The sequence below is a fragment of the Photorhabdus aballayi genome, assembly GCF_026153155.1.
Classification (GTDB): domain Bacteria; phylum Pseudomonadota; class Gammaproteobacteria; order Enterobacterales; family Enterobacteriaceae; genus Photorhabdus; species Photorhabdus luminescens.
In genome coordinates this window covers 191,855-205,415 of sequence record NZ_JAPFCD010000002.1, presented here as the reverse complement: position 1 = coordinate 205,415, position 13,561 = coordinate 191,855, and the positions used below count along the sequence as shown (strand labels likewise).

General features: G+C 44.9%; 9 protein-coding genes. 7 read left to right on the top strand and 2 right to left on the bottom strand.

The window, feature by feature from the left end; all coding sequences use genetic code 11:
* The first annotated feature begins 427 nt into the window (after positions 1-427).
* The 5 genes from pulA (at position 428) to OO184_RS02230 (ending at position 11,065) form a co-directional block, all read left to right on the top strand.
* Positions 428-3,700 carry a pullulanase-type alpha-1,6-glucosidase gene (gene pulA, locus OO184_RS02250; protein ID WP_265377794.1) on the top strand — a complete coding sequence of 1,091 codons (3,273 nt, stop codon included), beginning with the start codon at positions 428-430 and terminating at the stop codon, positions 3,698-3,700.
* A gap of 312 nt (positions 3,701-4,012) precedes the next feature.
* Positions 4,013-5,521, top strand: coding sequence for a DUF3375 domain-containing protein (locus tag OO184_RS02245; RefSeq protein ID WP_265377793.1), 1,509 nt, complete (start codon positions 4,013-4,015; stop codon positions 5,519-5,521).
* A 45-nt stretch (positions 5,522-5,566) separates the two neighbouring features.
* Entirely contained in the window at positions 5,567-6,463 is an 897-nt protein-coding gene (locus OO184_RS02240) for a DUF4194 domain-containing protein (protein ID WP_265377792.1), read from the top strand.
* A gap of 13 nt (positions 6,464-6,476) precedes the next feature.
* Positions 6,477-9,872, top strand: a complete 3,396-nt coding sequence (locus OO184_RS02235) for an ATP-binding protein (RefSeq protein ID WP_265377791.1) — start codon at positions 6,477-6,479, stop codon at positions 9,870-9,872.
* Positions 9,869-11,065 (top strand): Wadjet anti-phage system protein JetD domain-containing protein, encoded by a 1,197-nt coding sequence (locus OO184_RS02230; protein ID WP_265377790.1) that lies wholly within the window; start codon positions 9,869-9,871, stop codon positions 11,063-11,065. Before OO184_RS02235 ends, OO184_RS02230 begins: the two co-directional genes overlap by 4 nt.
* 45 nt (positions 11,066-11,110) lie before the next feature.
* Here the strand turns inward: OO184_RS02230 and cynR are convergent, their stop codons facing one another.
* Together cynR and OO184_RS02220 are read right to left on the bottom strand one after the other, a co-directional pair.
* The gene (gene cynR, locus OO184_RS02225; RefSeq protein ID WP_265377789.1) at positions 11,111-12,013 is read right to left on the bottom strand and encodes a transcriptional regulator CynR; all 903 of its coding nucleotides are present in this window, start codon (positions 12,011-12,013) and stop codon (positions 11,111-11,113) included.
* Positions 12,014-12,130: 117 nt separating this feature from the next.
* Positions 12,131-12,328, bottom strand: coding sequence for a hypothetical protein (locus OO184_RS02220; RefSeq protein ID WP_265377788.1), 198 nt, complete (start codon positions 12,326-12,328; stop codon positions 12,131-12,133).
* A gap of 44 nt (positions 12,329-12,372) precedes the next feature.
* Between OO184_RS02220 and OO184_RS02215 the strand changes: the two genes are divergently transcribed.
* Positions 12,373-13,032, top strand: coding sequence for a carbonic anhydrase (locus tag OO184_RS02215; RefSeq protein ID WP_265377787.1), 660 nt, complete (start codon positions 12,373-12,375; stop codon positions 13,030-13,032).
* 28 nt (positions 13,033-13,060) lie between these two features.
* The gene (cynS, locus tag OO184_RS02210; RefSeq protein WP_265377786.1) at positions 13,061-13,531 is read left to right on the top strand and encodes a cyanase; all 471 of its coding nucleotides are present in this window, start codon (positions 13,061-13,063) and stop codon (positions 13,529-13,531) included.
* Positions 13,532-13,561 lie beyond the last annotated feature (30 nt).

Below are 13,561 nucleotides of genomic sequence, written 5' to 3'. Positions count from 1 at the left end.
GTTGCAATGATCAAGCTTTACGTTTCTACACAGGTGCGGGTTCTGTAACAAGTTACACTTATATCTAATGCAAGAAATAACGTAGGATTAGGAGGAAAGGAATGACTTAATAATCCTGCATCACGGAAAATGCTTTTTTGCAGAAACAATAAAGTTTATAAAAATGACAATGATTGTATCTGACGTCATTTTAATCTGTATCTAATGGAATAATACAAATAAACTCACATTAGTCTTATGTAATAAAAGATCATTACATTATTATCGTGCGCAATATCACGAAAAAGTATCTCCTCCTAACTCCTCCTCCCTCTTAGTATCAAAACTAGGAGGATGCTGACTCATCTGAGACATTATTTAATATTTCATTCCTATTTTATTAACAATAATATCGGCGACGATTTATTTCTATTAAAAAGGTTTGATTATGGTAGCTCCCTTCTGGAAAAGGGCTTACCTGGCCCTATTAAGCAGTACATTCGTTTTACTACTGGCAAGCTGTGATAACAATAGTTCTTTACCCGAACCCCCGGAGGAACCGATGGCGCATATCCCTAATAAAGTACCCAGTGAAGCTGCTGTTGCCGGCAATTTTCAGGCAGTGATCCACTTGGTGGACATTGCTAAGTTAAGTCAAAACCCAACCACAAACCGTGACTACAGTACCAACACCCTCTACTTATGGAACGATAAAAATTGTGATGCCTTGGCTTCCCCTTCATTGAGCTGGAACGACACCAGTGCAACTCCCGCTGGCAGCGATAATTATGGGCCTTACTGGGTCGTGCCATTAAACAAGAACGAGGGCTGTATCAATTTTATCGTGCGTGATGGTAACAACAATAAATTGATCAACAGTGACCTGAAAATTTCCTTCTCCGATTTCAGTAACCGTACCATCTCTGTGATACCCGGCAATCCTCAAATTTACGGCAGTCGTGCGGAAGCCTTTAATTCCGTGTTTGGTGTTTCTCAGGCTTCGGCACATTGGGTCGATAACCAGACTTTGTTGTGGTCGGGCGGAGCGGGTAAGCCCCATGTCCGTTTATATTACAACCGGAATGGCAAGGTGGAAGCTAATGATGAAGGAAATTTCACCGATAGCTATCTGACGTTAACGCCGACGACTCTGAGCCAGAAGACGGCTGAGCGATTCCCGCATTTGCAGAAATTAACAGCGTTCCGCCTGCCAGAGGACACTGATGTCGATACATTGCTTACCGGTGAACTGGTGGCATTGGCGACCAATGAAACGGGCTTGCTATTATCGGCTACTCAAGTACAAACGGCGGGTGTGTTGGATGACCGTTTCGCTAACGCTGCTGAGGCATTGGAATATGGTGCGCTGGTTAGCGATACTGGTGTTACCTTCCGCTTGTGGGCGCCTACTGCTCAGCATGTTGGGTTGGTTATTTATGATGAAAATAAACAGGTCATCGCCAATCATGCAATGAATCGTGATCCTGCTAGTGGTTCCTGGTCATGGCTAGGTGATAAAGAGCTGGTTGGTGCTTACTACCGCTATGCTTTAACGGTATACCATCCATATTCCCGTAATGTGGAGCACTACGAGGTTACCGATCCCTATTCCCACAGTTTGTCCACCAATTCGGAGTACAGTCAGGTCATCAATTTGGATGATGAGGCGCTAAAACCACAAAATTGGGATAGCTTGCTCATGCCGCGTTCGCAAAATACACCGGCAGATATTGCGCGTATGACCATATATGAAGCTCATGTTCGCGATCTCTCTGTTGCAGATGGCACGGTACCAGAAACCTGGCGCGGTAAGTATCTCGCTCTCACTGCTGACAACAGCGATATGTTCAAACACCTTAAGGCATTGAGTCAGGCAGGGGTTACTCATATGGAGCTGTTGCCGGTATTCGATATCGCTTCTATTAATGAATTCAGCAATGAAGTGGCTGATCTAAATCACCCGTTTAGTCGTTTGTGTCAGGTTAACCCAAGGGTGAAAAATAGCCGCTTCGCTAATTATTGCAGTGGTTCACAGACTGTCGGTGAAGTATTGCGGGAATTACAACGTAGTGACAGTGCCAATAACCCGCAGATACAAGAGCTGAATGCAATGATTGCAGAAACCGACTCCTACAACTGGGGCTACGATCCGTTTCATTATTCGGTACCAGAAGGTTCTTATGCCACTGATGCGGAAGGTTCGGTACGTATAAAAGAGTTTCGCGCCATGATTCAGGCCATCAAGCAGCAATTGGGGATGAATGTGATCATGGACGTAGCGTATAACCATACCAACGCGGCTGGGCCGACGCACCAATCATCGGTATTGGATAAGGTCGTGCCTTGGTACTATCATCGTTTGGATGAGATCACGGGCAATGTTGAATCTAACACTTGTTGTCACGATACGGCGCCAGAGCACCGCATGTTCGCTAAACTCATTGAAGACTCGTTGGTAACTTGGGTTAAGGACTATAAGATCGACGCGTTTCGATTTGACTTAATGGGTTACCATCCCAAGGCCCAGATTTTATCGGCACTAGCAAAAGTACGCATGATTAACCCATCGGTCTACTTCTTCGGTGAAGGTTGGAATTCCGGGCAGGGTGACCGTTTCGAGATTGCTTCACAGATTAATCTTAAAGGCACTGGAATTGGTACTTTCTCTGATCGGCTGCGCGACGCGGTACAAGGTGGCGGGCCGTTTGATTCTGCTGACACTATTCGTATTAACCAAGGGGTAGGCAACGGCGCTGGAACGTTACCGAACGAAATGGCTTGGTCAGATGCTAATGAGGCGCGTCATCTGGCGGATCTGGTACGTCTTGGTATGGCGGGCAACCTAGCTGATTTTGTAATGATTAATAAAGATGGGGCAGTGAAAACAGGTAGAGACATTAATTACAAAGGGGCTATAGCCGGTTACGCCGCTGATCCGATTGAGGTGATCAATTATGTCTCTAAGCACGATAACCAAACACTGTGGGACATAATCAGCTACAAAGCTGCACGTAATGCGAATCTGGCAACACGAGTTCGTATGCAGGCAATATCCCTCTCCACGACATTCCTTGGACAAGGATTGGCCTTTGCTCAACATGGATCGGAGCTACTACGTTCAAAATCTTTTACTCGCGATTCTTATAATTCCGGCGATTGGTTTAACCGTGTTAGCTACACCTATCAGGATAACAACTATGATGTTGGTATGCCGGATCAGCGTGTTGATGGTGAAAATTATGCATTGATTGAAAAAGTGAAAAATATGGTAGATAAGCCGGGCCGGAATGAATTATTACAGATGACCGCTTTTTATCAGGAATTGTTGCGCTTGCGTCAATTTTCACCCCTAATGACTCTTGGTGATGGTATATCGGTTAAACAACGTGTTGATTTCCGTAACGTTGGGCCGCATCAGCAACTTGGATTGTTGGTGATGACCATAGATGACGGTAATACTACTGGTGATGACCGTGATTCGCGATTTGACGGACTGGTGGTGGTGATTAATGCGGCTCCATATCCTGCCACAGTAAGAGATCTTAACGTCGGAGGGTTGAAGTTGAATGAAATTCAGAGAGAGCTAGGTAGCGCTTCTTTGGCGGCAGGTACCAGTATCGCGAAAGATGGCACGGTCACGTTGCCGGCTTGGTCAGTAGCGGTGCTGGTTCTACCGCAAGATGGGAAGCGCGGTACTGGTTTGCCTGTCCGTAGAAAGTAACGCGTAGGAATTTTCCATTATTTGCATCGGGGCGGTTTGTCCAGACCGCCTATTTTTACCTTGAAAGGGTACTCCTCCCGCTTTTATTGTTGGTGATCATTGAGACATTGTTTTTCATCATCATGTTGCTGCTTTCTTTACAAGATAGGTGGTTTTATAAGCTTAATTTTCCCATTGGTCACGGCGCTTAATAGTTTAAAAGTCAGTAATTTGTGTTGACATAATAAAAAAATATGATGATATGGTTTTATTCGATTGTAAATTATACAAAATTCTTGGTGGTGGCTTTTTGGAAAGGATGGCAGTAGATCAATGCTCATCTCATCGCTTTTTATTCATCACCACACAGAGGGAGACAAGTTGAATTTCCAAGGATTACAGGCAAAGTACCGCCGACTATTTCAAGAAAGTGCTGCCTGGAAACTGTTGAGAGCTGATAATGCTCCTTTAATTTTGGCATTTTTGGGGGAATTGTTTTCCGAGGATAGTGAAGTCCCTTTTAGTCGTGCTCGCGTGTCACTTGATGCAGAGTTGGTACGCTGTCGCGAACTTGGTCTTTGGGAAACTGAAACGGGAGCGGGCACTTATCTCAATAAATGGATTCGGGAAGGCTGGTTGCGTGAGATGGATGACACATTAACTAAAACGGATGCCAGTGAAATTGCACTCCGTTTTAGCCAAGGGCTTGATGAACGCAATTCAGGAACCACTGCATCTCATCTTCGAATTGTGCAGGAGGCGGTCAGGGACTTTGCAGTAGCGATTAGCCCAAATGCCGATGAGCGTGTCGCACTTTTGGAAGATAGAAAATCTGAGATCCAGAGAGAGATTGATGCTCTGAGAGCTGGTGTTGTGACCGAATTAACCGAGGCTGAGCAGCGGGAAAGAATTCGTGAGATTTACCAACTGGCTTCTGTTTTAACGGGTGATTTTCGCCGTGTTGAAGATGAAATTCGTCGGTTGGATCAGGAAATTCGTATTCAAATTATTGAGGGGGACTCCACCAGAGGAGATATCCTTCTTGCTGTTTTAGAAAAAGAAGCATTACTGGCTAAAACGGATGCCGGTAGTGCGTTTGAAAGCTTTTTTGATTTGTTATGTGATCAAAATAGAACTATGGAGCTACGAGATCAGCTTCGAAGTATTTTAAGCCGTCCAGTCGCAGAACACTTAAGTACCCAACAGCGGCAATTCTTAAGTCAGCTTATGAGAGAATTGAGCCGTGAGAGTGACAGAGTTTTTCAAATCAGGCGAAGAACGGAAGAGAGTTTGCGTGCTTACATAGAGAGTGGCACGGCTCAAGAAAATCGTGCGGTTGATAGATTGCTTGGTCAATTGGAACGACTCGCTATTGAATTGAAAAATTCAGATTATGACTTGCAAACGGCAACAACTCTGTCATTGCCCGTCGGCGCGGCAAGTATTAGCTCTCCTGAAAGCATGCTCCTTAAATCACCTGATGAAAAGCTGGATACTTCAGGTGCGGAAGAACAGATTAACTCTCGAGAACCGAGTATACAGATGTTGGATTGCCTCGATGTTGTGCAAATTCGATTAATTGCAGAGAGGACGTTAGAAACGTTAAAAGAGTTTGGTCCAATGACGATTGCGTCTATTGCAAATTATCACCCGATTAATTCAGGGTTGGAGGAGTTAGTTGCCTATTTGCGGGTGGCTAAATCTGTCGGAGCTGCGTTATTGGAAGAAAAAGAATCAATTGAAATCAGTGACAAACGGGGAGCTTGCCTGCGGGCGTCTATACCCACTTTCTTGCTGAGTGCCGACCTGTTTCCAGACAGTTTGGATGAATTGGTTCTTTAGATGGTGAATAGAAAATGGTTGTAGATATACATAGTGAGGGCTGCAATGCATGTAGGTAAAAAGTTGAAGAAAGATAATGGCGCCCTCACTGCCCTTGGGAAGTCTGATGCCGATCCTCAGGAAGAACAGAAAACAGGGTTCTTCGATCAGTTAATAAAACATCATACTCAATCAGAGTATAACCCGCTTACAGGTACAGCCGGTGTTGAATCTGATGTTGCTTTTTCGGTTATCAATCAAAGCTCATCCTGTGAAGTTGATGATGAATCAATCAGTAAGCACGCTGAAAACTCAAACAGCGATATGCCGCCTGATGCGCGCCGGGTGTTGGTTAGCTTGCTGCGTCAGGGTGTTATCTTGTCTTCGCAGAAAGCTAAATTGTTTGAATTACTTTGTCGATACCAATGTGCTGTACGCAAACATCTGTCAGAAGTCTATTTGAAGTTAGTCTTAGATGAAAAAGCCGGTGTCGCCTTTATAGCTGGCTTTCAGAATGAGGAAGATACTGAATCCTTGGGTATAGATGATGAAGAGGTTGTCTCTCTGATTAGCCGAAGGACGCTCTCTTTATACGATACATTGTTGCTGTTAGTGCTGCGTAAACACTACCAGGATCGGGAAACATCGGGAGAGCAAAGGATTATCATTGATATAGAACGTATAGAATCCCATCTGACGCCGTTTTTACCGCTGACAAACAGTACTAAATCTGACCGGAGAAAACTTAAGGGCGCTCTTGATAAAATGGTGACGAAAAAAATATTGAGTTCGGTCCGGGGAAGCGAAGATCGCTTCGAGATTACGCCAGTGATCCGCTATGTAGTCAGCGCTGAATTTCTCGAAAACATGCTTAATGAATACCTGAAAATGGCGGGGGAGAAGGGTATTGAGCTAAATAAAAATGGCAGCGACGCTGTTGATTATCAAGATGAAGAGGAATAGACAGGAGATGAAAATGACAGATCAAACTCTTTCGGCTAATTCATTATTTCATGTTGGTCAAATCAAATTAGCTGAACTTTCAGTTTATAACTGGGGGTCATTTAATGGCTTGCATACCGCGTTGATAGATCCTATGGGAACGTTGGTCACTGGAGATAATGGCGCCGGAAAATCGACGTTTATTGATGGCCTTATGGCTTTGCTGCTTCCTGCCGGAAAGGCAACTTTTAATGTGGCTGCGGCGCAGGGCGATCGTTCTGACCGAACTTTACTTTCCTATATGCGGGGAAGTTTTGGATCTGCCCATGATGGAACGGGTACGAGAGTTAGAAGTAAGCGTGAATCTGGCGTGGTGACTGGGCTTAGGGCTTTGTATCAGGGTGATGATGGGTCAAAAATCACGCTTGCGGCGCTTTTCTGGATTACTAAATCGACGAATCTGCTGGCGGATGTGACACGCGTTTATGTTGTTGCCAAAAGAGACCTGACTCTTAAGGAGATGCTTAATGCTTTTGGGAACGGTAATGCCCGGGCATTCAAGCAATGGCTTCGTGATGATCCGACGATTACGTGCTGTGATGATAATTTTTCTGATTATCAGGAGTTGTACCGAAAGCTCCTGTATATGGACAATAAGAATGCGCCTGCACTGTTGTCGCGGGCGTTAGGTCTGAAAAAAATTGATGATTTAACCGGGTTGATTCGTGAGTTGGTACTGGAACCGAGCACAGTTAAAGATGATGCTAAAAAGGTAGTGGAGGAGTTTGCTGATCTGGTGGCGATTCATAGTCAATTAGTGGATGCAAGGGCACAAAAAATGCACTTGTCTAGGTTACCTGAACTCAGCTCAATTATCGAAAAAACAACGAGAGAATTTGAAGAATTAACGGCTGAAAAAAATAGTCTCCCGGCTTACTTTGGGGAGATTTTCGCACAATTGTGGAGTGAAAAAATTACTGATATTGAGGCTGAGCTGGAAGCGCTACTCCTCAAAATTAGCCAAGCTGAAGAGCAGAAAGCGGATGCGAATAAGTTGGTTGAGCGAAGGCACGAGGAATACCTTCAATTTGGTGGGGATAAAATAGAGTCGCTGAGAAAGGAAGTTGCTCATACCCAAACTCAGTTGAATCGGGTGGTTAGAAATTCATCGCAATATCAAACTTATGTCAACGAGCTGGCTCTCCCTTCTGTATTAGAGGAGGTTGTATTTCTTAAAAATCAATCCGCGGCATCAGCCAGGCTTGCCAGTATTCAGCAAGAAGAAGGAGAGTATCAGGACAGGTTTGCAACCATCAGCGCTAAATTTAGTGAGCTACAAGCAAATATCCATGATATCTCTCAGGAAATCCGGGAAATCGAGGCAAGGCCGGATTCCAATATTGATGTGAAATATCAGCAACTGCGAGATGAACTGGTCAATTCCTTAGAATTAAGTAAAAACCAATGTGTATTTATTGGTGAGCTTATCGACGTCGAAGATCGTGAAAAGAGTTGGCAGGGTGCGATAGAAAGGGCGTTAGGCGGGTTACGAACAACACTTGCTGTGCCACATCATTGTTATTCGATGGTGACTCGCTGGTTGAACGCCCGGCATACGGGTTTACATGTCCGTGTTCAAGTTGTGAATGATTCTACGACTCAAGGCCAATCGGCGGCGTTTAAGTCTGATGGTTATCTAAAGAAATTGGTATGGCGTAATCACCCTTATCGAGAGTGGCTCAAGCACCATTTGCAGCGATTTGACCTGCAATGTGTTTCAAGCACGGAAGAATTGGATCAAACCCCGTTTTCGATGACACAGCAGGGGCTAATGCACATGGATAAGGGGCGTTTTGAGAAAAAAGATCAGCACCGGATAGATGACAGAAGGCGCTGGTGTCTGGGTTTTTCAAATAAATCACGTTTAGCCATTCTTAATAACGATAAAAAAGAGCTAAGTCTGCAACTGGCGGAAACCGAGAAAAAGGTGAGCCAAGCCCGTCAAGATTTGAATTCTGTTTCTGATCGTAAAATTCTTTGGGAGAAGATCCAAGGTTACCGCTGGGATGATATTAATGCTCCTTACTGGCACGAAAAGCTTTCTGATTTGCAGGCTGACCTTAAGGTGTTGGAACAGTCAGGTGGTGATCTTGAGAAGGCCAGAGAGCGTTGGGAATCTGCTAAAGAGCAGCTAGTTCAAATTCAATCGGTATTAAATCAGCTCAACTCTGATTCTGGCGGCGTTAAAAATACGCTGAAAAATGCAAAAGAAGAATGGAGTAAAGCGCAGGCAAAAGCGTCGAAAGGATTACCTGATTCAGCCAGGCAATTACTTGAGATTCGGGTTGGCGTGCTTAATACAAACGATTTAGGCCGGATGTCTGAATTGGTGTTGAAAATTGAAGAAGATTTGGAACGTCTGTTAGATATTAGCCGAAGCAGTAAAGACAAAGCGGAAAGATTAGCCATTAACATTATGGTCTCATTCAGGTCTAACGATAAATGGCAAGTCTTCACGGTTGACTGGCAAAGTAATATTGATGGCTTACCGGATTACCTTAATCATTTGCGACAACTGGAAGAGGAAGGGCTTCCCAACCTTGTGGAGCAGTTTATTGAACGTTTGAATAAGCATGCAACCCAGTCACTGGCGCGGATTAAAACTAAGCTTGAATCTGAACGGGAAGATATCCTTGAGCGGATTGATATCATTAACCGGGTCCTCAAGCGTACAGAGTTCCGAGTGGGGACACATTTAAAGCTGGGTTCAAAGAGAGAGAAATTCCCGCATGTTAATGAGTTTGAACAGCATTTGCGTAAGGTGCTTAGTCAGGTAACCAGTGATGACCATGAAGCACGATTTCGTCAATTGGCTAAGGTAGTTGAAATACTTGGGAAAGCAAGTGCGCCGGGCTCCTCAAATACATTGGAAAGTTTAAGGCTGCTTGATCCTCGTTATCAGATGTCGTTTTATGCCGAAGAGTTGGATAGTAATACCGGTGAGATTCGTGATGTATTGGAGTCATCTAGTGGAAAGTCAGGTGGGGAGAAAGAGTCATTTGCGGCGACGATTGTAGCGGCAAGTCTGGCCTATGTTTTGACGCCAGATGGCTATGATCGACCGGTTTACTGTACTGTTTTCTTGGATGAAGCATTCTCAAATACGGCTGAAACGGTAAGTCGGCGTGTGCTCCGAGTATTTAGAGAGCTCCATATTCACGTTAATTTGATTACGCCTTATAAAAACTTGAATCTAGCAAGAGAATCTGCTCGTTCCCTGCTCATTGCGGAAAGAGATCAAGAGAACCATGACAGTCATTTATGTGAAGTGACTTGGGAAGAGATTGACCGGAGAATGGGCGAAGAGAAGGAGAAAAAGTTGTCTGATGAGGCTGCTGATCTCGGTATTGAGTTTGAGAAACTGACATGAAAAGAGGGCAGTATGAGGTGAGTTGGGGGTTATTACCGGCGCAAGTTAAGAGCATCATTAGGCAGCGTGAGTGGGATAACCTTTCCTCATTAAAAGCCCGGTTACTGGGCATCAAGGCATTCCCTATTTGCGTTGGCTTGAAGCCACCCAAAGGGAATTCTGCCATACTAGATATCATTCATTTTCAACGGTTTATTGAACAGTGGAAATCATTTCCCCATCAAGATCTTGTCGAGTGGTCTTGCAAAAATTTCAGGGAGCTATCTGAGCAACGCATTCCAACTTTTGTTGTCATTGAATCGATGCAATGTCTGATTCAATTTTTAGGAAATGATGCCCTTTCCCGAAGTAAGGTATGGGAAAGAAATATGAAGCCATTTTTGCGGGTTGATAAAGATCTCTATCCTGCACTAGTTAAGCGTATAGATATTGTGGAAAAACTTTCGTTGAGAGATGCGGAATTATTAGCAAAGCTGCTGCCACAATTAAAGCAAGGCTTAGGGGAAGGACAATATCTAAGAGCGCTGCCACTCATTGGTATTGATACTAAGTTTCTTGAGAACCACCAAATCCTGATCGAAGAGCTGGCCGATATTATTCACAATGGGGCTGTTTCGGCATCAGGAGGTCTTATCGCTTGGTTGGGGTGTTCAATAAATCCCAAAGGTTGGTTAACTATCAGGCCGCTTTGCCATGCTGCGATGGCTGCGCTTGGGGGAATGCCGATATTACAAATACCTGGCGAATTACTTAGAAAGCACGAGCTTCCGGCTTCGAATATATTAGTAGTTGAAAACTTACAGTCTGGTTTAGCATTACCCGAAATGCCTGACACGATAGCGGTGATAGGAGGAGGGAAAAACATTGCCTGGATGGATGCAGTATGGCTGAAAGGTAAGCGTATAGGGTATTGGGGAGATATTGATACTTGGGGTTTGGCTATTCTCAGTGACGCCAGAGACAAGTTTGTGGATATTGAGCCTCTGATGATGGATATTGAAACCGTTAAAGCTCATGAAGAGAGAATGGTTCCTGAATCAAATCCAGTTGAATCCAATCCTTCATCGCTAAATGAGGATGAAGCAAAGCTGTTTAATGATCTCATTTCTGGCCGGTTTCAATCTTCACGTTTAGAGCAGGAGCGCCTTTCATCTGATTACATTAGAAACAAGCTTATGAACTGGCTGTCCTAACATAGAAGGGGAGCCGTCAGACACGATGTGTTTTCCATTTATCAATTAGAAATCGTCACTTTCTTGGCGTACATCGAAACGGTGTGTGATCAGATTAGCAAACGCCTGGCTTGCAGCGCTTCGATATGCACTACGGCGCCACAACAGTACTGCATTGCGTTGCGGTAACGTAGGTCGAATTGCAATGGAATAAAGCCCGGCCTGTTCGTGGGCTATGACATCAGGCAACAAAGTTGCGAGTCGTCCCCGACGGATAATTTCTACGATTGCACTGACGGAGTTAGCCTCAATTGCGATGTGTGGTGTGATCCCCTGTTTCTGGAAGTACAAATCAATATGGTTCCGTGTTGCAAAGTCTTTACTGAGTAGTGCCAGCCCTTCATGTTCCAACATTTTCGCCGTCAATGATGTTTGTTGACCAATGAGTCGATGCGATTGACCAACGATCAGGCTGAGTGTTTCGGTAAACAATGGTTCGCTATCAATATCGGGGGAGCGCACTTCTGAAAACGCGATGCCGAGATCGAGCTGGTTCTCCGCTAAAGAGGCTTCTATCTGATCTTGTGTCATTTCCTTGATATTCAACGTAATTCCTGGATAAAGCGCGTTGAAACGTTCTACCCAATGGCCGATGAAATAAGCGGTGAAGGTTGGGGTCATTGCTAGCCTGAGCAATCCGCGGCTTAAATCCTGCACATCATGAATCGCACGCTGCCCAGCATCCAGATCTTGCAATGCACGACGGGCGTAATTTGTGTATACCTCGCCAGCGTCAGTCAGTCGTACAGTCCTTCCAGAGCGATCGAACAGTTGCACGCGCAGTGACTCTTCAAGTTGCCTGATTTGTTGCGATAAGGTTGGTTGCGAGATATGAAGTTCTTCTGCGGCGCGAGTGAAGTTCTGATGTTCGGCAACTGCCAGCAGATAACGAATGTGTCGTAGCAGCATATCAATTAACTATTTGAAAATAATATGGAAATAATGACATCCTGATCTTTGAGACTATAGAAAAATTCGCTCATTCTTCACCTGTTAGCTGTCTTATCGGCCACGATGGAGTGAAGACTATAAGCGCTTCCTGAACATGTCAACGCCGGTTTGCTGTTCTGTACGCCAGTGCTTGAAATAACCAGTGCTTGAAATAAAGCGTGTGACTACGGGTTTATTAACAAAGGTGTCGTTGTAGAACGACAATGAACTATTGGAAAATACTATAGCGATGATAGTAATCCGATCTTTGACGCTATAGATAAACTCGTTCATTCTTTATCCATCCGCTTTCTTATCGATCACGATGGAGTGAAGACATGCAGGATATTATTGAAGGCTTTTTACAATTCCAGCACGAGGTATTTCCAAAGCGTTGTGAGCTTTTCAAGCGGCTTGCCTCCCGCCAAAACCCGCGTACTTTGTTTATTGCGTGCTCTGACAGCCGTGTGGTTCCAGAGCTTCTGACGCAGAGTGAGCCAGGCGATCTATTCGTGATACGCAATGCTGGTAACATCGTTCCGTCGTATGGTGCGGAATCTGGCGGTGTTTCCGCTACCGTTGAGTATGCGGTCGCTGTGCTTGGGGTCACCGACATTGTGATCTGCGGACATTCAGATTGTGGCGCCATGACCACAATTGCAACCTGTAAATGTATGGATCACCTCCCCGCGATTACCCGCTGGTTACGCTATGCGGATTCTGCGAAAGCCATTAATCAGGCACGTGCGCATGTTAGTGAGATTGCTCGACTTGATTCGATGGTGCGTGAAAACGTAATCGCTCAAATTGCTAATATCAAGACCCACCCGTCCGTGGCGCTTGGGCTGGAACAGGGACACTTGAATCTACACGGCTGGATTTACGACATAGAGGCTGGTTCGATCGATGCTCTAGACGGCTTGGTCGGCCAATTTGTTTCGCTTGCGGACTATCCGCATGTTTCTGCAACGCAATCCGTGTTTCACCACGGCATTTAAATAGCTTTATTAATCCAAAGGAATCATTATGACACAATCTCAATACTCTCAAACTCCTCGGCTGGCCCTTACTGATGCTATCATCGACGCCAAAACACGTAAGAATTTGACGTTTGAAGATATCACGCAAGGAACTGGTTTGAGTCTCGCATTCGTCACCGCAGCACTGCTCGGCCAACATCCTCTGCCTGCCGATGCTGCGAGGATTGTGGTTGACCGGCTTGAACTTGGAGAAGACGCTTTCCTTCTGCTGCAAACCATCCCTGTGCGTGGCAGTATTCCCGATGGTATACCGACTGATCCGACTATTTACCGATTCTATGAGATGGTGCAGGTTTACGGCTCAACGCTTAAGGCGCTTGTTCACGAGAAGTTTGGTGATGGCATTATCAGTGCGATTGACTTTAAACTTGATATCAAAAAGGTTGATGATCCTAATGGCGGTTCACGAGCTGTAATTACGCTAGATGGGAAATATTTGCCGACTAAGCCGTTCTAAGACAATTGCAATTGTTGGCATCGGCAAGAG

Bases quoted from the DNA above. Each gene is read 5' to 3' on its own strand.
- pulA (WP_265377794.1), top strand. From the start codon at position 428: ATGGTAGCTCCCTTCTGGAAAAGGGCTTACCTGGCCCTATTAAGCAGT.
- OO184_RS02215 (WP_265377787.1), top strand. From the start codon at position 12,373: ATGCAGGATATTATTGAAGGCTTTTTACAATTCCAGCACGAGGTATTT.
- cynR (WP_265377789.1), bottom strand. From the start codon at position 12,013: ATGCTGCTACGACACATTCGTTATCTGCTGGCAGTTGCCGAACATCAG.
- cynS (WP_265377786.1), top strand. From the start codon at position 13,061: ATGACACAATCTCAATACTCTCAAACTCCTCGGCTGGCCCTTACTGAT.
- OO184_RS02220 (WP_265377788.1), bottom strand. From the start codon at position 12,328: ATGAACGAGTTTATCTATAGCGTCAAAGATCGGATTACTATCATCGCT.
- OO184_RS02230 (WP_265377790.1), top strand. From the start codon at position 9,869: ATGAAAAGAGGGCAGTATGAGGTGAGTTGGGGGTTATTACCGGCGCAA.
- OO184_RS02235 (WP_265377791.1), top strand. From the start codon at position 6,477: ATGACAGATCAAACTCTTTCGGCTAATTCATTATTTCATGTTGGTCAA.
- OO184_RS02245 (WP_265377793.1), top strand. From the start codon at position 4,013: ATGCTCATCTCATCGCTTTTTATTCATCACCACACAGAGGGAGACAAG.
- OO184_RS02240 (WP_265377792.1), top strand. From the start codon at position 5,567: ATGCATGTAGGTAAAAAGTTGAAGAAAGATAATGGCGCCCTCACTGCC.